18 protein-coding genes are annotated in these 19958 nt (G+C 35.8%); 16 read left to right on the forward strand and 2 right to left on the reverse strand.

All coding sequences use genetic code 11. The features are described from left to right. Positions 1 to 87: 87 nt before the first annotated feature. The 16 genes from H5092_RS12905 (at position 88) to H5092_RS12980 (ending at position 17192) form a co-directional block, all read left to right on the forward strand. The gene (locus tag H5092_RS12905) at positions 88 to 1050 is read left to right on the forward strand and encodes a Wzz/FepE/Etk N-terminal domain-containing protein (protein WP_154903972.1); all 963 of its coding nucleotides are present in this window, start codon (positions 88 to 90) and stop codon (positions 1048 to 1050) included. 62 nt (positions 1051 to 1112) lie between these two features. Then, positions 1113 to 2393 (forward strand): Vi polysaccharide biosynthesis UDP-N-acetylglucosamine C-6 dehydrogenase TviB, encoded by a 1281-nt coding sequence (gene tviB, locus H5092_RS12910; protein WP_182733643.1) that lies wholly within the window; start codon positions 1113 to 1115, stop codon positions 2391 to 2393. An 11-nt stretch (positions 2394 to 2404) separates the two neighbouring features. Beyond that, a complete protein-coding gene (locus tag H5092_RS12915) occupies positions 2405 to 3361 on the forward strand; it encodes a Gfo/Idh/MocA family oxidoreductase (RefSeq protein WP_154903971.1) in 957 nt (318 codons plus the stop codon). A gap of 2 nt (positions 3362 to 3363) precedes the next feature. Further along, positions 3364 to 3945 (forward strand): acyltransferase, encoded by a 582-nt coding sequence (locus H5092_RS12920; protein ID WP_182733644.1) that lies wholly within the window; start codon positions 3364 to 3366, stop codon positions 3943 to 3945. A gap of 7 nt (positions 3946 to 3952) precedes the next feature. Continuing rightward, positions 3953 to 5017 carry a DegT/DnrJ/EryC1/StrS aminotransferase family protein gene (locus tag H5092_RS12925; RefSeq protein ID WP_154903969.1) on the forward strand — a complete coding sequence of 355 codons (1065 nt, stop codon included), beginning with the start codon at positions 3953 to 3955 and terminating at the stop codon, positions 5015 to 5017. Positions 5018 to 5035: 18 nt separating this feature from the next. Next, positions 5036 to 5551: a DapH/DapD/GlmU-related protein gene (locus H5092_RS12930; RefSeq protein WP_154903968.1), complete on the forward strand. Its 516-nt coding sequence runs from the start codon at positions 5036 to 5038 to the stop codon at positions 5549 to 5551. Then, the gene (locus H5092_RS12935; protein WP_154903967.1) at positions 5541 to 6956 is read left to right on the forward strand and encodes a lipopolysaccharide biosynthesis protein; all 1416 of its coding nucleotides are present in this window, start codon (positions 5541 to 5543) and stop codon (positions 6954 to 6956) included. Before H5092_RS12930 ends, H5092_RS12935 begins: the two co-directional genes overlap by 11 nt. Before the next feature lie 274 nt (positions 6957 to 7230). Further along, a complete protein-coding gene (locus H5092_RS12940; protein ID WP_154903966.1) occupies positions 7231 to 8076 on the forward strand; it encodes a hypothetical protein in 846 nt (281 codons plus the stop codon). A 260-nt stretch (positions 8077 to 8336) separates the two neighbouring features. Then, positions 8337 to 9434, forward strand: a complete 1098-nt coding sequence (locus H5092_RS12945) for a glycosyltransferase (RefSeq protein ID WP_182733645.1) — start codon at positions 8337 to 8339, stop codon at positions 9432 to 9434. Positions 9435 to 9789: 355 nt separating this feature from the next. Further along, positions 9790 to 10893, forward strand: a complete 1104-nt coding sequence (locus tag H5092_RS12950) for a glycosyltransferase family 4 protein (RefSeq protein WP_182733646.1) — start codon at positions 9790 to 9792, stop codon at positions 10891 to 10893. A 300-nt stretch (positions 10894 to 11193) separates the two neighbouring features. Continuing rightward, a complete protein-coding gene (locus tag H5092_RS12955; protein ID WP_154903963.1) occupies positions 11194 to 12426 on the forward strand; it encodes a glycosyltransferase family 4 protein in 1233 nt (410 codons plus the stop codon). Further along, positions 12410 to 13006, forward strand: a complete 597-nt coding sequence (locus H5092_RS12960; protein WP_220492531.1) for a sugar transferase — start codon at positions 12410 to 12412, stop codon at positions 13004 to 13006. Before H5092_RS12955 ends, H5092_RS12960 begins: the two co-directional genes overlap by 17 nt. Continuing rightward, a complete protein-coding gene (locus tag H5092_RS12965) occupies positions 12999 to 13640 on the forward strand; it encodes an acetyltransferase (RefSeq protein WP_182733647.1) in 642 nt (213 codons plus the stop codon). The genes H5092_RS12960 and H5092_RS12965 overlap by 8 nt, the downstream gene beginning before the upstream one ends. A gap of 24 nt (positions 13641 to 13664) precedes the next feature. Next, positions 13665 to 14843, forward strand: coding sequence for a DegT/DnrJ/EryC1/StrS aminotransferase family protein (locus H5092_RS12970; RefSeq protein ID WP_024596605.1), 1179 nt, complete (start codon positions 13665 to 13667; stop codon positions 14841 to 14843). 170 nt (positions 14844 to 15013) lie between these two features. Continuing rightward, a complete protein-coding gene (locus tag H5092_RS12975; RefSeq protein WP_182720576.1) occupies positions 15014 to 16948 on the forward strand; it encodes a nucleoside-diphosphate sugar epimerase/dehydratase in 1935 nt (644 codons plus the stop codon). A gap of 49 nt (positions 16949 to 16997) precedes the next feature. Then, positions 16998 to 17192: a hypothetical protein gene (locus tag H5092_RS12980; RefSeq protein ID WP_182733648.1), complete on the forward strand. Its 195-nt coding sequence runs from the start codon at positions 16998 to 17000 to the stop codon at positions 17190 to 17192. Positions 17193 to 17734: 542 nt separating this feature from the next. Here H5092_RS12980 and H5092_RS12985 read toward each other — a convergent pair. Continuing rightward, complete coding sequence (locus H5092_RS12985) at positions 17735 to 18202, reverse strand: REP-associated tyrosine transposase (protein WP_310736014.1); 468 nt, start codon at positions 18200 to 18202, stop codon at positions 17735 to 17737. Positions 18203 to 18237: 35 nt separating this feature from the next. Beyond that, complete coding sequence (locus H5092_RS12990) at positions 18238 to 19611, reverse strand: MBL fold metallo-hydrolase RNA specificity domain-containing protein (RefSeq protein WP_182733650.1); 1374 nt, start codon at positions 19609 to 19611, stop codon at positions 18238 to 18240. Positions 19612 to 19958: the final 347 nt, after the last annotated feature.

The raw sequence follows: 19958 nt of genomic DNA on the forward strand, positions 1-19958 counted from the left end.
AGAATAAACAATTTGAAGTAATACTTGAGCCTATATCTAAACTATTACAGAAATTTGATGCTTATCTGCTGAATTTGTGAGATTTAAATGGAAAATAAATTAAAAAACCCCAAGCAATATTATGGTGCAGATGAAGCTCATAATATTGTAAATGACGAAGTTAACTTACGAGAAATATTTTCAGCTATCTGGCAAGGTAAATGGACCATCATAGTTATTACTACTTTGTTTTCCATTGCATCTGTCTTTTATGCAATCAATCAAGATAATATTTATAAGTCTGAGGCATTATTGGCTCCTGCAGAGCAGGATAAATCAGGTGGCATAGGTTCATTGGCAGGTCAATTTGGCGGTTTAGCCAATTTAGCAGGAATCAACTTAGGATCAGGCATAAGAGATAAGACCCAAATGGCTCTTGAAGTATTAAAATCTCGTAAGTTCATTACTCAATTTATTCAAAAGCATAATTTGCTGCCAGATTTAATGGCGGTAGAGTCGTGGGATTTAACTAAGGGGACTATAAATTATAATCCTAATATATATAACTCAGGCACAAATACTTGGCTACGAGAGGTGAAAGCTCCTAAAAAGGCAGAACCTTCAATGCAAGAGGCCTATAAAGAGTTCACTAAAATTATAAATATAGCTGATGATAAAGAAACCGGTATGATCACCTTAGCGGTTGAGCATAAATCCCCAGTTATTGCTCAACAATGGGTTAATTGGTTAATACACGATATAAATGCAGAGATGAAAACTCGCGATGTAGCAGAGGCAAATAAAAGCGCTGACTTTTTAACCCAACAATTAGAGCAGACAAAAATAGCCGATATACGCACAGTACTTTATAAATTAATCGAAGAGCAGACCAAGACGATTATGTTTGCTAATGTTCGGGATGAGTATGTTTTTAAAACTATTGACCCAGCCATTGTAGCCGAAGAGAAGTTCAAACCTAAACGTGCTGTTATTTGCATACTAGGGGCGTTCTTAGGGGCTGCCTTAGCTATTATATATGTATTATTTGGTTTTTATTCAAAAAGAAATTGAGAGAAAATTGAACTAAAGACCAAGAGTTAAAGAAAAGCTTTCAAATCTTAAGAGAAATTAAAATGTATATTTCATCAGAAGAAATTAAAATAGGCGTTATTGGTTTGGGTTATGTTGGCTTGCCATTAGCTGTCGAGTTTGGGAAAAAATATCCCGTATTGGGTTTTGATATAAACCAGAAAAGGGTAGATGAGCTAAGTGCAGGGCATGATGCTACGCTAGAAGTCAGTGATGAAGAACTTCAAGATATTAAGCAGCTAAACTTCTCTTGTAATAAGCAAGAATTAGCCAGTTGTAATGTGTATATTGTAACGGTGCCTACCCCTATAGATGAAAGCAATGCGCCAGATCTAACCCCACTTCGAAAAGCATCAGAGTTATTAGGAGAGTTTGTTCAAAAAGGTGATGTTGTTATATACGAATCTACTGTGTACCCAGGTGCAACCGAGGAAGTATGCTTGCCTATTATCGAAAAAGTTTCGGGTTTAGTATTTAATCAAGACTTTTTTGCTGGTTACTCTCCTGAGCGAATAAACCCAGGTGACAAAGTAAATACTCTAACTAAAATTATGAAGATCACTTCAGGCTCTACGCTTGAAATAGGTGAGTTCGTAAATAGTCTATATAGCTCGATCATAACCGCAGGTACTCATTTAGCTGGTTCAATAAAAGTAGCAGAAGCTGCGAAAGTGATTGAAAATACACAAAGAGATTTGAATATTGCGATCATCAATGAATTTGCAAAAATATTTAACCGCTTAGGTATTGATACAGAAGAGGTGCTAAATGCAGCTGGCACAAAGTGGAACTTTTTAAAGTTTAAACCTGGTTTAGTAGGTGGGCACTGCATTAGTGTAGACCCATATTATTTAACTCATAAAGCACAAGAAGTAGGATATCGCCCAGAAGTTATACTTGCTGGTCGAAGAATAAATGATGGTATGGGTGAATATGTTGCAACTCAATTAGTAAAAAAACTATCAAGTCAAAAAATACATATTGATGAAGCAAAAGTGCTCGTGCTTGGTTTTACTTTTAAAGGTGATTGCCCCGACGTCAGAAATACCAAAATAATCGATATAGTTAATGAGCTTAAAGACTTTAATATGACAGTTGATGTTTACGACAGTTGGGCTAACTCTGATGAAGTTAAGCATGAATACGGTATTGATTTAATAAGCACACTACAAGAAAATAATTATGATGGAATTGTTTTAGCGGTTGATCACAGCGAGTTCAAAAAAATGGGGGCTGGAGCTGTTCGTAAGTATGGGAAATCAAAGCATGTCTTATATGATGTCAAACATGTTTTTGGAACTAGTGATTCTGACCTAAGATTATAATAAGGAATACGATGAAAAATTTTGCACTTATAGGCGCATCAGGATATATAGCACCTCGTCATTTGAAAGCTATTAAAGAAACAGGTCATAACCTTCTAGTGGCAATGGATATTAATGATTCAGTGGGGATCATGGACAGCCACTTCCCAGATGCTGAGTTTTTTACAGAGTTTGAAGATTTTACCGCGTATGTTGAAGATTGTGCGATGAAGGGCCAAAAACTAGACTACATAGCTATTTGCAGCCCTAATTATTTACATGCACCTCATATGAAATATGCACTGAAAAATGGTATTGATGTCATTTGCGAAAAGCCACTTGTATTGAATTCAGAAGATATGGATATTCTCAAAGAATATGAAACTAAGTATGGAGCAAATGTTAACTCAATACTTCAATTAAGGTTGCATCCTTCAATCATTGCTTTAAAAGAAAAAGTAGCCGCTGCGCCAGCAGAGAAAGTATTTGATGTAGATTTGACCTATATGACCTCGCGCGGTAAGTGGTATATGAAATCTTGGAAAGGATTTGACCACAAATCAGGCGGTGTAGCCACAAATATTGGTGTGCATTTTTACGACATGCTACATTTTATTTTTGGTGAACTTAAGCACAATGAAGTTCATTATCGTGATGAAAAAACGTCTAGTGGCTACCTTGTTTACGAGCGTGCACGTGTGAAGTGGTTCTTATCAATTGATGCTAACAACTTACCTGACAATGCTGTTAAGGGTGAAAAGCTTACCTATCGTAGTATCACAATTAATGACGGGGTTAATACAGAGGAGCTTGAGTTTTCAGGTGGATTTACTGATCTACATACTCAAAGTTATCAAAATATATTAGCAGGTAACGGCTTTGGTATTGATGAAAATAGAGTTGCCATTGAAACTGTAGAAAAAATTCGTGAAATGCTAGTAGTCGAAGCTGGCGACAAAGCACATCCATCACTTGCAAAGGTTTTATAGTTATGGATTATCACGTGCATGAAAGCGCCATTGTTGATAATGGGGCAAAAATAGGCAATAACACACGTGTTTGGCATTTTGTGCACGTGTGTAGTGGGGCACAGATAGGCGAAGGGTGTTCTTTAGGTCAAAACGTGTTTGTAGGCAACAAGGCTATTATTGGTAATAATGTAAAAGTACAAAATAACGTATCTATTTACGACAATGTCTATATCGAGGATGATGTTTTTTGCGGTCCTAGCATGGTTTTTACTAATGTATACAACCCTAGGTCGTTTATTGAGCGAAAAACTGAGTACCGCGATACACTAGTAAAAAAAGGCGCAACACTTGGTGCTAACTGTACAATTGTTTGTGGTGTAACTATTGGCGAGTATTCGTTAGTTGGTGCTGGTGCTGTTATAAATAAAAATGTAGCAGCATTTGCTCTTATGGTAGGTGTGCCAGCTAAACAGATTGGGTGGATCAGTAAATACGGCGAACAGCTCCAGTTACCTGTTAAGGGGACTGGTACCGAAAAGTGTAAGCATACAGGTGATATATACCAGCTTTCAGGTTCAACACTGACTTTAATTAATGAGTAATGACTAAATGCAATTTATAGACTTAGCTGCGCAGTACAAGCACTTAAAAATAAAAATAGATAAACGAATTCAAGATGTATTAGATCATGGTAAATACATTATGGGTCCTGAAGTACACGAGCTAGAAGAAAAACTTGCAGAATATGTAGGTGTTAAACATGCAATAACATGTGCGAACGGTACTGATGCTCTTACGCTTGCCATGATGGTGCTTAATATTGAGAAAGGCGACGCAGTCTTCTGCCCTACATTTACTTTCTTCGCGACTGCAGAGGTTATTGCTTATGAAGGAGCTACGCCTGTCTTTGTCGACTCAGACGAGGCCACTTTTAATATTTGCCCTGTTGATCTTGAAAGGCGTATTCAAACAACTATAGCTGAAGGCAGGCTAGTTCCTAGAGCTATAATCGCTGTAGATTTATTTGGTTTACCAGCTAATTACCCTGAAATTCAAAAAATTGCGAACAAATATAATTTAAAATTAGTTGAAGATGCAGCACAAGGCTTTGGTGGTAGTATTAACGGCAAAAGAGCGGGTAGCTTTGGTGATATCGCAACAACAAGCTTTTTTCCTGCTAAACCACTAGGTTGCTATGGCGACGGTGGTGCAATATTTACTAATAATGACGAATATGCAGAGTTAATAAAATCTTATCGCGTTCATGGGAAAGGTAGCGACAAGTACGACAACGTTCGTATAGGTATGAACTCTCGATTAGATACGATTCAAGCTGCGATATTACTTGAGAAGTTAGCAGAATTTCCAATTGAGCTTATAAGCCGTAATAAAGTAGCTGATAATTATGAAGCTACATTATCAGGTAATTACAAAACACCTCAAGTACCTGAGCACTACATTAGTTCTTGGGCGCAATATACTTTAGTTTCTGACAACCGAGATGCCGCAATGGCAAAGTATAAAGAGCAAGGTATACCCACCATGATTTATTATGGTACTTGCATGCATCAACAAACAGCTTTTAGCTCTGTAACTTATAAAGATGGTGATTACCCAGTTGCTGAAATGCTATCACGTTCTGTATTTAGTATTCCGATGCATCCATACTTTTAACCCTTTTTAAGGTTTTTAATGCGTAAATTACATTTTTTAATAGCCAAAGTGGTTTTCTCTCTATTCAATTGGGCAAAAAAAACTGTTTTTTTAGCTAAATTAGAAAAAATGAAAAACGTTTCTAATTTAGCTTCTTGTGGCGTTAATACCGTATTTACCGGTAATGTGCAAAATATATACATAGGAGATTACACTTATATAAATCGAGCCCATATAACATGTGGTGATAAGTCAAATGTAATTATAGGCTCTGGTTGTGCAATAGGCTATAACGTCTCTATAAAGGCTTTGACACATTCTATGAAAAAGCCAACAACAAATATTAACGGACCTCTAGTACATAATGAGAAAACTATAAAAATAGGTAATGATTGCTGGATCGGAGACAATGTTTTTATTAAAGAAGGCGTTGCTATAGGATCTAATGTAATTGTAGGTGCGAACTCAGTTGTTACGTCTGATTTTGGGGATAACATAATAATAGCTGGAAGCCCTGCTAAATTAATAAAAGAAAGAAACGAAAATGAATCCTAGGAGTTTTTTTAATTTTCTACTCGGGCCTATTTTTGTTGTAATTTTAAGCTTTATATCAATCCCATTAATGACTAGTTTATTTCCCCCGGAAAGTATCGGTAAGTTTGCCATTTTACAAGTTTTAATAACTTTTTCGATAGTTTTTTTATCGTTTGGTTTAGACTTGTCGTACATAAGAAGCTACCACGAGACGATGGAAAAGAAGTCTTTGCTTTTCTCATCTTTGCTTCCAGGAATAGGGCTATTAATTGTAGTTATATTTATCTGTCTACTTATTAGTCCATCTTTTATAGCAAGTAAGTTATTTGAAGCCGATAATACCCTATATTTTTACATTTCAGCTTTAGCAGTACTGTTCTCATTTTTAATTCGATTTCTCTCCCTTCCGCTTAGGATGGAAAATAAAGGTAAGTCGTTTTCATTAGTTCAATCAATTCCAAAAGTATTTTTATTTCTGTTTTTGCTTATAGCCTATAATTTAAATATAATCTTTGATGATTTCTTTTGGTTGTTAGCTGCGCACTGCGTTTCGTTATTTTTTGCTTTGCTTATTAATTTTATTATTTTAGGGCGCTCACAATTTACTTTTAATTTACCTTATATATCAATATCTAGTTATAAAAAAATGTTTCAGTTTGGGGTGCCAGCAGCTTTTTCTGGGCTTATATTTTGGCTATTTCAATCTTCAGATAAGTTATTATTAAAGACGCTTGCTCCTTTATCTGATTTAGGTATTTATAGCGTTGCTTTTAGTATTTCAGCGGGGGTTGCTGTTTTTTCTAATGTTTTTAATATGCTCTGGTCTCCTTACATTTACGAGAAGTTGAGCTCTAATAGTAAACTTGATGACTTGGGTTATTTTATTGATTTTTATTTAATGTTTACATACTTCTTTTTAGGTCTAGCCATTGCTTGTTCACCTGTAATTACATTGTTCTTTTCTGAACAATACTTTTCAATACAATATATTATTGCTTGTTGCGCATTGGGTTTCTTGTTCTATTCATTATCGGAAATGACGGCTATAGGCATTAATATTGAAAAAAAGACTTCTAAGGGTTTAATCGCTACAGTTATATCTGCTATTTTCGGAATCTTAATTAGTTACTTTTTAGTACTCTATTTCTCAGCTACTGGGGCTGCAATAGGCATGCTTATTTCATACTGGATTTATTTGGTTTTAAGGACCGAAGTAAGCATTAGGGTGTGGAAAAAAGTTGATCGACTTAAAATCTATTCTGTTACATTAATTGCATTATCATTTGCTTCAACTTTTGCGCTTCTAAAGTTAGATGAATATAAATATACCCTTGTTGCTGTATTTATTTACTACATAATTGGCTTTTTAATTTTCAGAAAAACATTCAAGCAAACTATAAAGTTTATTATTAAGCTTAAAAATTGAGAGTTATTTATATATGTATGCTCTAATATTTATAATTATATGCTTGTTGCTTTTGAAAGGGAGCTTCTTAGAGGTTGTAAGTCCAACTTTATACTCATTATTAAATGTATTAACTTTTGTTGCTCTTACTCTTTTTCTTTTTATACTTATCCTTAAGAAAAACATAAAAGTAAACTTAACTAATATGCTTGTTCTACTGAGCCTTTTCTTTTTTATGTTAGTGTCTTCATTCTATAACTTTGAAAGTATTAAAAGTGGAGGCTGGAATGCTTTAATGACTCTTTTAGTTTTATTCTTACTTTCTTCTGTTAAGCCTAATAAAGATGATTTTGATTTCTATAAAATTGAAAAGTCCTATTTATTTATTACTGTCATTTTTTTAATGACTAGTTACATGCTCTATATTTTAGGTGCTCAATTTGCCTCCTCTCATACTCAATATATATTAAGTGGGCCTTATTTAAATCAAAATACTATGTCAGTTAATCTATTTTGCTTAAGCATTATTGGATGTTTGATTGTTAAAGAAGAAAACAAGTATTACTTTGTTCCTCTACTTTTAATTATTTTTCTATCTATATTTTTGACAATGTCGAGAGCTGGAATGTTGTTCTCCATTTTTGTTTCTTTAATATTTTTTGGTAAAAACAGAATTATTCTCTTCACTCCCCTTTTAGTGGCTATAGGTTTGTATTTTTTACCTGCTGATTTTTATAGTCGGCTAGAATCGAAAACTTTAGAGGCTGGCTCATCAGGTCGGCTTGATTTTATTAATCAAGTCTTTTCAGATAAGCTCGATAATATAGGTTCTTTATTTTTTGGAGTAGGAGTTAATAATACTGTTTTTAAGCTACATGGGGATACTCTTTCTGCTCATAATAGTTATATCAGCTTTTTTTCAGATTTTGGTCTATTATGCTTCTCCTTATTATTTATGTATATAACCCTAATTTTACGAAAAGTGGAAAGAAAAAGTATGTTGTATATGCTTCTTTTGCTAGGGTATGGTTTATTCGAAACAATCTTATTTAAAGGGTTATCATTATCATTTTTTCTCTTCTGTCTCTTGGCTAATAATCAACGTAAAAAGAAATATGTTAGTAATACAGTTGGAATATAGAGCTTTTAAGCGCTGCTGAGAGCAAAGTATATAAAATATCTGTAAGTAAGGCAGCAGCTATAAGGTCTTAATTGTTGGTAATGTAAATTAAGACTCGTCCGATAATAAAAAGGCATTATGACGCTGAAAGCCTAATATATTAAAAGTAAAAAGAGTCACCTAACATTAAAATAAACAATAAAGTAGACAGTTTCTCAAAAGTACTCTAGAAGTCATAGTTAAGTACTTTGACTACTTTTATCACTTAGAAGTATCTATAAATGAAAGTTTTAATTATTCCGTATAACTACCCAACAATCAATAATAGCCAAAAAGCAATATTTATAGCCGATCAAGTAAGTATGCTACGGGAGCAAGGTAATGACGTGACTGTTCTTGGAGCAATACCAAAAACAGCTAGTGAAGCGATTAAAAGCCGTTGCTTTAGGTTTGGCCGTTTGTCTGAAGAAAAGGATGTTGTTTCATTTCCTGCAATCAGAGGTATGGACCGCTTAAATAATACATTGCAACTAGCAATTGGCAAAAAGCTATTCCAACAATTTTTATTGCATAACCCTAAACCTAATTTAGTGCACGTGCATAATGCTTCATGCGGTGCTTTAGCTCTGTGGATCAAAAAAAATTATGATATACCGTTTGTGGTTACAGAACACTCAAGCTTGAAGTGGAAAAAATTGTGTGAAAAAAGCTTAATTTTGTATAAAGAAAGTAAAGCTAATATTGCTGTAAGTAATGCATTTGGCATGCACCTATCGTTAAAGTATAAGCAGATTTTTCATTATGTCCCCAATGTTGTTGACATAAATTTCTTTAAAAAAGCTGATAGCGGCAGAATAACAGGGGCTTGTAAAACCTTCGTTTCAATTGGTAATTTAACAGTAAATAAAAATCATCAATTAGCGATAAGGTCAGTTAAAAGTTTATTAGAAAAAGGTTATGAGGTTAAACTATTTATTGGAGGAGCTGGCCCCGAAGAACAGCAATTAAAAAAATTGATTAAGAGTTTAAATTTACAGAAAGATGTTTTCTTACTAGGGCAGTTATCACGCTTGCAAATTAAAGACTTGTTAAATAGATCTGATTATTTTTTATTACCAAGTAAGAAAGAAACATTTGGGGTTGTTTTAATTGAAGCTATGGCCGCTGGCTTACCAGTATTAGCCCTTAAAAATGGTGGTAGTGAATCTATTGTTACGCCTGAGGTGGGTCTACTGGCTGAAAATGAGCAATTTTTCATAGAAAAAATAAGCCTTCTTTTAAAAATGGACTTTCAGAAAAACGCCATTTTTGAGTATGTTTATAGTAAATTTTCACAGTGTGCAGTAATGAAAACGTTACTTAAAATATACAAGATTTAAATAGTTATACCGACTGGATTTTATTTCGGTTTATATACATTCCAATAATTACTTCTGTAAATACGAACACTTTATATGTGATTTTATTGTATTGTAATGTTATTTAACCCTTAGAGTTTATTTTGTAATTATTTGCTTATGTAAGTGTTTTATTAGTGGCGAAACTTCTAATATCTTCTTATAACAATTATAATTATGGCTTAATGACTCTTACAGGAAGCAGTCATTACTTTTATTTACGAACCCTATAATAGAAAGTTTTTTACTCAAGTCGCCGCACTCTTAAATGATAGACTGATTAAAATTATGCAGCTGCATTGAAACAGCCCAAATGGTTGAAGGAAGTCAAGTAAGTATGAAAATTAAAAGAATTGCACAATTAACAACCGTTCATCCTAGATATGACACCAGGATATTAGTAAAAACGAGTGCCTCTTTAGCTGCAAGAGGCTTCGAAGTCGTTTTACTTGTTGCAGATTCATTAGAAGATGAATTGGTAAGTGGAGTACGAATCGTTAATATAGGGGGATCAAAAGGGAATAGGATTGTTAAAACCCTAAATAGACTCGTTTTAATGTTCCGAGCGGCAGTTAAGGAAAACGCGGATATATACCACTTTCACGATCCAGAGCTAATGCTTATTGCGCCTTTGTTAAAACTCAGAGGGAAAGTAGTGATTTATGATGTACATGAAGATGTACCAAGACAGGTTTTGCGTAAAAAGTGGATTCCATTTCTTCTGAGAAGACCAATATCTTTGTTAATTAGAGCGGTCGAAAGCCTTGTATCAAAATTAGTGGACGGCATTGTTACTGTGACGCCGACTATTGCGAGTCGTTTCCCTTCAGAGAAGACAATTGAAACTCGAAATTATGTAGATTTAAAAGAGTTTGACTCATACGAACCAACAAAATCTAAGTCATTAATTACCTATGTCGGGGGGATTACAGAGGCCCGAGGTATAGTACCAATGGTATCAGCCTTTGCAAACTTACCAGTTAATTTAACTTTGGCTGGAAAGTTTCAAGAAAGTGGACTAGAAAAAAAATGTAAAAGCACACCCGGATGGCAGAATGTCAATTTTATTGGTTGGCAGTCTCGTAAAAGTATCGTAGAAATATTAGATGAAACCCAGATAGGATTAGTTGTACTCCAAGCAACAGGGGACTACGAGGAGGCATTTCCAGTGAAGCTATTTGAATATATGGCTGCAGGCGCTGCTGTTATTGCATCTGATTTTCCGTTATGGAGGGAGATTATTGATGGGGCTGAATGTGGTATTTGCGTTGACCCTGCTTCAGCAACTGCAATTGAAGAAGCGATTGCATATTTAAAAAATAACCCTGATGTTGCAAAAAAAATGGGTCTCAACGGCAGAAAAGCTGTTGTTGAAAACTATAATTGGGAAAGTCAAGCTACAAAATTATTTCATATGTACGACAAATTGCTATCTGTATAAGTGGGTATGTATAAAAATGAAAATATTTACAATTTTAGTTGATACAAGATCACAACTTATAAAAGCAGCCTCACTAAATTAGGAGCTTATTAATAATAGCTCTGCAGTTAGTGTGGTTATAAATCATGAACCAAATATCTTAGATTTTTTAAAAAATGAAAAACTTAATACTAGATTGTTTAATTAAAATACGTTGCAAGCCTTGCTTTTTTTATAACCTTTTGTTTTTTAAAGGTTGTAGTGTTAATTTGTACGGAAGTGGAGTTGCTTCTAGCAATATTATTAATGCGTTAATTAACTATGGAAAATAACGTTTGGTACATATCAAAATATGCCAATATAAAAGAGTATGGAGCAGACACAAGGCAAGCCAGCTTTTGCAAAGAATTTGCTAAGGCTGGTTACAATGTCAGGCTTATCACATCAAACTCTTCCCATTTATATAACCATTTACCAAAATTTAAAAGCCGTTACTTTGATGAAAAGAGTAATGACTTCAGTGTCACTTGGGTAAATACCTTGAAATACTCTAAAGCTACGAGTATCAAACGTATTTTTAGTTGGTTATGGTTTGATTTTTTTGTATTGATGATGGCATTTAATAAAAGGTATGAGAAACCTGATGTTGTTATTGCCTCCTCACTATCATTATTCACTGTATTAACCGGTTGTTTTTATAAAAAGTTTTATAAAGCTAAGTTTATATTTGAGGTTAGAGATATTTGGCCGCAAACGTTAATAGACTTAAAAGGCTTTAGCGCAAATCACCCATTAATTTGGCTTTTAAGTAAGATCGAAAGGTTAGGTTATAAATACTCTGATTCTATAGTTGGTACCATGCCCGGTTTAAAACTACATGTTGAAAACGAAGTCGGCCTTGGTTCTAAAGTGCATTGTATTCCTCAAGGTGTGAGCTTTGACTTTTACAAAAATAGTCAGGAAGAATTAAGTAAGGAATATATCGAACAATATATTCCTAAAAATAAATTTCTTGTAACCTACACTGGAACTTTTGGAGAGGCTAATGCTTTAGAGTACATAGTTGATGCTGCGAAAAAGTTGAGAAATTCAAGTAATATACATTTTTTGTTTGTTGGCGGTGGTTATTTAGAAGAGCAGTTAATTGATAGCTCTAAAGATCTCAATAATATTACTTTTGCGCCTAAAATAAGGAAAGAGCAGATACAACACTTACTTGGTCTATCTGATTTACTCGTTGCCTCGGTGCGTAACGAAAGAATATACAAATACGGTATGTCTTTAAACAAGTTTATTGATTATATGTATGCAAAAAAACCTATTGTTTGTATGTATTCTGGTTACCCATCTATGATAAATGAAGCTAACTGTGGTGAGTTTACGCCAGCTGAGGATAGTGATTATTTTGCGAATGTAATCAAGAAATATCAATCTATGAATTCTTTAGATAGGGAACAGGTTGGTGAATTTGGCTTTGAGTTTTTGATAAATGAGAGAAGTTTTATCGTGTTAAGTAAAAAGTATATGGGGTTATTTAATGAAGCGAATAATTGACTTTTTAATTGCTCTTTGGGCATTGCTTTTTTTACTGCCAGTAATACTTGTGGTTGCTATATTTATTCGTTTTAAATTGGGCTCACCTATTTTGTTTACGCAAGACCGCCCTGGCTTAAACGGTAAAGTGTTTAAAATGATGAAGTTTAGAAGCATGCTCGATGCTAAAGATAAGCACGGTAACCTGCTTCCAGATAACGAGAGAATGACTAAATTTGGTGCTTTTTTACGTTCTACCAGTTTAGACGAGCTACCAGGCTTGTTTAATGTTATTAAAGGCGACATGAGCTTAGTTGGGCCAAGGCCACTACTAGTGCAGTACTTACCGCTGTATAGCTCAGAACAAGCTAAACGCCATAATGTAAGACCTGGTATTACAGGTTGGGCACAAGTAAATGGTCGTAATGCAATTAGCTGGGATGAAAAGTTTAAGCTTGATGTATGGTATGTAGAAAATCAAAGCTTCCTCCTCGATATAAAAATATTACTGTTAACAGTAAAAAAAGTTTTCGTAAGAGAGGGCATCAGTGCTGATGGGCATGTAACTATTGAGCCTTTTAAAGGTTCTAATAATGACTAAGCCAGCTTTAAAAACGCTGGCTATTTTAGGAGCTAGCGGCCACGGTAAAATAATAGCTGATATTGCGGAGCAGCTAGGCTTTAGTGTTAGCTTTTATGATGATGCTTATCCTAATAAAAAAAATATAGAGCATTGGTCTGTTGTAGGTACATTTTCAGATTTGCTGAATGTACCTAGTAACAACATGAATGTTGCTGTTGCTATAGGTCACAATAATACTCGAGAAGAAAAAATAAAAACGTTAGCCAAAAATGGCTACACACTTCCTATCCTAATACACCCAAGTGCAATTATAAGTAAATATGCTCAAATAGATTCTGGATCTGTTATAGCTGCCAACGCTGTTATTAACGCTTTCGCAGTAATAGGCCGTGGCTGTATAATTAATACCTCAGCTATAATTGAGCATGATTGTAAAATAGGTGACTTTACCCATATTTGTCCTGGTACTTCGTTAGCTGGCGGAGTTTACGTCGGGCGTAGTAGTTGGGTAGGTATTGGAAGTAAAGTAAAACAACTTATTAATATTGGCGATAATACATTAATTGGTGCAGGTAGTTTGGTTGTTAAAGATATACCATCAGGTGTAATTGCTTATGGCTCTCCCTGCATTAAAGTTTCAGAAAATAGTTAAGCTTTTAAATCTTATAGGAATTTCATGTTAAATACCCCATTCTCTCCATGGCCTAGCTTTACACAAGAAGAAGCCGATGCAGTTAGCCGTGTTATTTTATCTAATAAAGTAAATTATTGGACGGGTACTGAAGGCCGTGAATTTGAAAAAGAATTTGCAAGCTGGGCTGACAGCAAATACGCAATAGCGTTAGGTAATGGCACATTAGCACTTGATCTTGCACTCAAGGCATTAAACATCGGCGCTGGTGATGAAGTAATAACTACACCACGCACCTTTTTAGCATCTGCTTCAAGTATTGTTACATCAGGAGCAGCACCTGTATTTGCAGATGTCGATCTGAATAGCCAAGCTATTACCGCCGAATCTATAAAAGCAGTACTTACATCAAAAACTAAAGCAGTTATTGTTGTTCATTTAGCAGGTATGCCAGCGGAAATGGATGAAATAATGGCGCTCAGCAAAGAACATGGTTTTTATGTAATTGAAGACTGTGCACAAGCGCATGGTGCTAAATATAAAGGTCGTTCTGTTGGAAGCATTGGTCACATAGGTGCATGGAGTTTCTGCCAAGATAAAATAATGACCACAGGTGGCGAGGGCGGCATGGTAACGACTAACTCAAAAGAGTTATGGTCAAGCATGTGGAGCTATAAAGACCACGGGAAAAGCTTTGATGCTATTTATAATAGAGAGCATCCACCAGGTTTTAGATGGCTACATGAGAGCTTTGGCACTAATTGGCGTATGACCGAAATGCAAGCTACTATAGGTCGTATTCAGCTAAAGCGTATGGCTGATTGGACCGCAAAACGCCAAGCATATAGTACATTGCTCGATAGTGCAGCAGAGAATTTCGAGTGTATAAGATTAGTTAATGTACCAGAACATATCGAACATGCTCAATATAAGCACTATATGTTTATAAAACCAGAATGTTTGGCTCATGATTGGGATCGCGACCGTATAGTAAACGAAATTACGGAACGTGGTGTACCGTGTCTCCAAGGTAGTTGTGCAGAGGTTTATCTTGAAAAAGCATTTGATGATACCCCTTGGAGACCTAAAAAACGTTTACCTAATGCAGTACTATTAGGAGAAACGTCAATTATGTTTTTGGTCCATCCAACTTTGACTGAAAGCGAAATAGGTAAAACAGCTCAAATAATCAACGAAGTGCTTGTTTTAGCTTCTTTAAAATAAAAACATATACCTAACGATAACGTTTACTAACAAAAAATAACCAAATACATAAAGACTATATAAATATTTACATATAGTCTTTATTTATTAAGTGCAATAGTTGTTCATCTTGTAGTAAAATTGTAATCAATAGAATAGTAGTCTTACTGCTAGCTTCAGGGAAATGTATTGTGTCTTTAAAATTTTTAGTTAATTTACCTCGTCCTCAAAAAAGAATTATTTCTCTCCTCATCGATAGCGTATTTATAATTGTTGCTTTTTGGCTGGCTTTTTTATTAAGGCTAGACAGCACCGTCGTTTTAAAAAATACACATACTTGGATTTTATTATCAGCATTATTGCCGCTTAGCTTATTAAGCTTTGTAAAGCTTGGGCTCTACAGAGCTGTGCTGCGCTATATGAACACACAGGCTATGTGGGCCATTATTGCCGGTGTTGTACTTTCGACTGTTTATTTAACTATTTTATCTTTTTTTCTTAGTGCGCCAGTACCACGCACCGTTCCTTTTATTTATGCCAGCTTTTGTATTTTATTTGTTGGTGGTGCAAGGCTAACCGTGCGAGCTGTAGTTGGCCAAATAACTATGCGCCGCAAAGAAGGCGTAATTATTTATGGGGCTGGTTCTGCTGGCCGCCAATTAGCAACTGCCTTAGCAAATGGCCCTGAATACTCACCAGTCGCATTTATAGACGACGACCCTAAAAAGCATTTATCGTTAATTCAAGGTATTTGTGTGCATGCACCGTCGCAAATTGCTGAAATTGCAAAGCAAAAGTGTGCAAATAAAATATTATTGGCACTACCAAGTACATCTCGCAGTCGTCGAAAAGAAGTACTTAACGCAATAGAAAAATTTAAATTACAAGTTATGACTGTTCCCGGTATGGCAGATATTGTTGCAGGAACAACTAATCTTGATGAAGTAAAAGATGTTGAAATTGACGACCTGCTAGGCCGCGATTCAGTGCAACCTCGCCAAGATTTAATGTCGGCAAATATAGCCGATAAAGTTGTTATGGTTACAGGTGCCGGCGGCTCTATAGGTTCTGAGCTTTGTAGGCAAATAGTAAAAAATAGTCCGACTAAATTAGTGTTATTTGAACTATCTGAGTTCGCGCTTTACGCAATTGAAAAAGAGTTATCAGAGTTTTGTGCAAAAAATGACTTAAATATTGAAATACTACCAATACTGGGCTCTATTCAAAATAAAAAATTAGTTGAGTCAACATTTTCTACTTTTAGTGTTCAAACTGTTTACCATGCAGCAGCGTATAAGCATGTACCTTTAGTTGAACACAATGTTGTAGAAGGCGTGCGTAATAATGTTTACGGCACCTATAACTTAGCAACTGCGGCCATATATACAAAGGTAGAAACTTTTGTTCTTATATCAACAGATAAAGCAGTACGCCCAACAAATATAATGGGTACTACTAAGCGCATGGCTGAATTAGTATTGCAAGGGCTATCTGAAATCCAAGACACAACACGTTTTACCATGGTTCGATTTGGTAATGTTTTAGGATCGTCAGGATCTGTTGTACCCCTGTTTAGAAAGCAAATTAAAGCAGGTGGTCCAATAACACTAACTCACCAAGACATAACCCGCTACTTTATGACAATTCCAGAAGCAGCTCAGCTAGTTATTCAAGCCGGCGCAATGGGTGTGGGAAGTGACGTGTTTGTACTCGATATGGGTGAGCCTGTTAAAATTAAAGATTTAGCTATTAAAATGGTTCACTTGTCAGGGCTTGAAGTTAAACACGCAAAACGACCAAATGGCGATATAGAAATACAATGCACAGGTTTACGCCCGGGTGAAAAGCTTTTTGAAGAGCTCCTTATAGGAGACAACGTTATTGGCACCGACCATCCAAGAATCCTAAGTGCACAAGAAATTAAAATGCCATGGAGTGAACTGTCTCCATTTTTAGATAAGCTTAAATTAGCCTGTGACGAAACCGATCACCAAGAAATACGTAGATTACTTTTAACCGCACCTACTGCTTTTTCACCAACTGACGGTATTTGTGATTTAAACTGGAAACAAAAATTTAATAATCAAACGAATGTTACAGTTTTACCAAACGTAAGTGGCTCCTAAAGCGAATAGATTTCAATAGTTTGATGTTTTTAGGGAATGAAATGCCTACGTGGATTACCCCTCGGTGTATGGTGACCATGTAAGCGTCTTGCTTGCTGGCGCACTAAAAGCGCAGCTTTACGTATTTATTAACTTGCGTGAGCAAGCTTCACGCCTACGTGGATTTTTCATCCTCGGTCTAGGTGAATATGTAGGCGCCTTGCTTGTTGGCGCACTAAAAGCGCTGCTTTTATATATTTATTAAATTGCGTGAGCAAGCTTCACGCCTACGCGAATTTTTCATCCTCGGTGTAGTGACCATGTAGGCGCCTTGATTGCTGGCGCACTAAAAGCGCAGCTTTTACGTATTTATCAAATTGCGTGAGCAAGCTTCATGGCTACGTGGATTTTTCATCCTCGGTCTAGGTGAATATGTAGGCGCCTTGCTTGTTGGCGCACTAAAAGCGCTGCTTTTATATATTTATTAAATTGCGTGAGCAAGTTTCACGCCTACGTGGATTTTTATCTTCGGCGTATGTAACCATGTAGGCGCCTTGCTTGCTGGCGCACTAAAAGCGCAGCTTTTACGTATTTATTAACTTGCGTGAGCAAGCTTCACGCCTACGTGGATTTTTATCTTCGGCGTATGTAACCATGTAGGCGCCTTGCTTGCTGGCGCACTAAAAGCGCAGCTTTTACGTATTCATCAAATTGCGTGAGCGAGCTTCACGCCTACGCGAATTTTTCATCCTCGATGTATGGTGACCATGTAGGCGCCTTGCTTACTGGCGCTTTAAAGCCACCGCTTTACAAGTAAACACAATCCCAATATGGATATTTCTTTATGTTGTCCACTAAGCCATCACGTAAAGGGTTTGCGACTACATACCTCGCTTGACCTATTAAATCTTCATTATTCCTTATTTTGTGGTCATAGTAATTTGATTGCCATATCCTTCCATGCGTACCGCTATGTTTATTAAGTCTATAAGTTGTAATGTTTTTAAAATTCCTAACTAGGTTTGAAAGGTTAAGGCTACTATTTAACTGTAAAATCCAATGTATATGATCAGGCATGATTACGTAGCAGATAGTATTAAGTGAATTGTTTTTTGAAAATTTAATGAGTTCACTCGCAATTAACCGTGCACATAAAAAGTTAGCAAATAATGGCTTACGAAAATCACAACAAATTGTAATAGAGTAATAAGCGTTTACCGAAGTGCAGCGTCCTTTTAAACGTTTATGTGTGTTTGCCATATAATTAATTTCCATTTTAATAAATTAAATAGCGTGAGCAAGCTTCTCGCCTACAATTTACCAATCTCTATTTTAACTTCACTACTTAATATCTCTTTGTACTTTGCTGCTAACGCATTTTTTGCATCATCATCGCCATGCACAATTTTTATATGGCTTGGCTTTTTATGCATACCTGTTACAAATTTAATTAATCCGTTTTGATCGGCATGGGCGCTGTAGCCACTAATTGTATGTACTTTGGCGTTTATAGTAATGCGAGCATCGTTTATAAAAACATATCCATTACGAGGGCTATATTTTTGAATTTCACGGCCTAGCGTTTTATTACCTTGGTAACCTACAAACAATACATCGGTGGTTTTGTCATTTAAAAATCGCTCAAGATAATTAACTATACGCCCACCAGTGCACATACCGCTTGCTGCTAATATTATGGCTGGTGTTGGCCGCGAACTTAAATAGTTGATAATAGCCAAATGCTCTTTGTGTGAATCAACCGTAGTTAGGTTTTTAAAATCGAGCGGGTGCCTACCGTTTGCAACTTTGCGTTTGGCCTCGCTATCCCATAGGTATTTAAACTTTTTGTATTGCTCAGTAAAATTGGCTGCCATAGGGGAGTCGAGTATTACGTGAATGTCTCGCCACTTAGACTTTTTAGATGAGCTATGTATGAGTTGCTCCAGCTCATATAGCAGCTCTTGTGTACGCCCAATACTAAAAGCTGGCACTAACACCACGCCATTATCGCTAACAGCGCGTTCGATAATGTTTTTTAGCGTTTGAGTGCGCTCTTTACGGCCTTGATGGTTTTTATCGCCGTAGGTTGATTCAATAACTAGAGTGTCGGCTTTGTAGGGCGGCTTAGGCGAAGGGAGTAGCGGGGTATGCGGCGCGCCTAAATCTCCTGAAAACACAACGCGATGTTTGTTGTTATCATTATTTGTAATATCAATTTCAACGTAGGCAGAACCTAATATATGCCCCGCACGCTGAAACCTCGCCTTAGCTTTATCGGGCGCTTTGCAAGGCAGTTCAAACCACGTTTTATAATCAACAGCAACTATGCGTTTACTTAATAAGCTTAAGCAGGCAGCTATAATTTTAGGGTCGCGGGTTACACCCACTTTTAAAGCGTCTTCAATTACTAAAGGTAATAAACTGGCCGATGCAATACTTGTAAAAATAGGGCCTTTAAAACCGGCTGCTAATAAGTAAGGAATTCGACCAACATGGTCAATATGGCAATGGGTAACAATAAGCGCAGTAACATGGGTAACATCAAATTCAATTGAAAGATCTGCTTTAGAATCCTCACCCTGAAATAATCCGCAATCAACAAGCACACTTGTTTGCTCGTTAATTACCAGTTCGTGGCACGAACCGGTAACTCCATTAACCGCTCCGTGGTGAAGTATTTGCATGATGGCTCACAGTAATTAGTCGTTTTTGTAATGACATTTACAGTAGAAGTTAAATTACAAAGATTCAAGGTAGGGTATAGCCGCAGTGTTTTAATGATAAAGAAAGCATATTTTCTTTATTAAAACTTAATTCCTAATTTATTTATAATTTAGCTGTCGTAGATCAACGTTCAGGCTATATTTAACCATATTTATTTACCATACTGTCGATTACACGCTATGGTCGGTTATCGAGAGATAGAATTAAAGCTGTAATAGTATTGAAGTACTTTAAACAACTATTTGTGGTATTATTTTTAACATTGAAAAAATAAATCATTACAAAACTAGTGATAAATCATGTGTTT

Origin of the sequence: Pseudoalteromonas sp. SR41-7, assembly GCF_014163935.1 — a bacterium.
GTDB lineage: Bacteria > Pseudomonadota > Gammaproteobacteria > Enterobacterales > Alteromonadaceae > Pseudoalteromonas > Pseudoalteromonas distincta.

Coding starts and splice junctions, on each gene's coding strand:
- H5092_RS12905 (WP_154903972.1), top strand. CDS start 88: ATGGAAAATAAATTAAAAAACCCCAAGCAATATTATGGTGCAGATGAA.
- tviB (WP_182733643.1), top strand. CDS start 1,113: ATGTATATTTCATCAGAAGAAATTAAAATAGGCGTTATTGGTTTGGGT.
- H5092_RS12915 (WP_154903971.1), top strand. CDS start 2,405: ATGAAAAATTTTGCACTTATAGGCGCATCAGGATATATAGCACCTCGT.
- H5092_RS12920 (WP_182733644.1), top strand. CDS start 3,364: ATGGATTATCACGTGCATGAAAGCGCCATTGTTGATAATGGGGCAAAA.
- H5092_RS12925 (WP_154903969.1), top strand. CDS start 3,953: ATGCAATTTATAGACTTAGCTGCGCAGTACAAGCACTTAAAAATAAAA.
- H5092_RS12930 (WP_154903968.1), top strand. CDS start 5,036: ATGCGTAAATTACATTTTTTAATAGCCAAAGTGGTTTTCTCTCTATTC.
- H5092_RS12935 (WP_154903967.1), top strand. CDS start 5,541: ATGAATCCTAGGAGTTTTTTTAATTTTCTACTCGGGCCTATTTTTGTT.
- H5092_RS12940 (WP_154903966.1), top strand. CDS start 7,231: ATGACTCTTTTAGTTTTATTCTTACTTTCTTCTGTTAAGCCTAATAAA.
- H5092_RS12945 (WP_182733645.1), top strand. CDS start 8,337: ATGAAAGTTTTAATTATTCCGTATAACTACCCAACAATCAATAATAGC.
- H5092_RS12950 (WP_182733646.1), top strand. CDS start 9,790: ATGAAAATTAAAAGAATTGCACAATTAACAACCGTTCATCCTAGATAT.
- H5092_RS12955 (WP_154903963.1), top strand. CDS start 11,194: ATGGAAAATAACGTTTGGTACATATCAAAATATGCCAATATAAAAGAG.
- H5092_RS12960 (WP_220492531.1), top strand. CDS start 12,410: ATGAAGCGAATAATTGACTTTTTAATTGCTCTTTGGGCATTGCTTTTT.
- H5092_RS12965 (WP_182733647.1), top strand. CDS start 12,999: ATGACTAAGCCAGCTTTAAAAACGCTGGCTATTTTAGGAGCTAGCGGC.
- H5092_RS12970 (WP_024596605.1), top strand. CDS start 13,665: ATGTTAAATACCCCATTCTCTCCATGGCCTAGCTTTACACAAGAAGAA.
- H5092_RS12985 (WP_310736014.1), bottom strand. CDS start 18,202: ATGGAAATTAATTATATGGCAAACACACATAAACGTTTAAAAGGACGC.
- H5092_RS12990 (WP_182733650.1), bottom strand. CDS start 19,611: ATGCAAATACTTCACCACGGAGCGGTTAATGGAGTTACCGGTTCGTGC.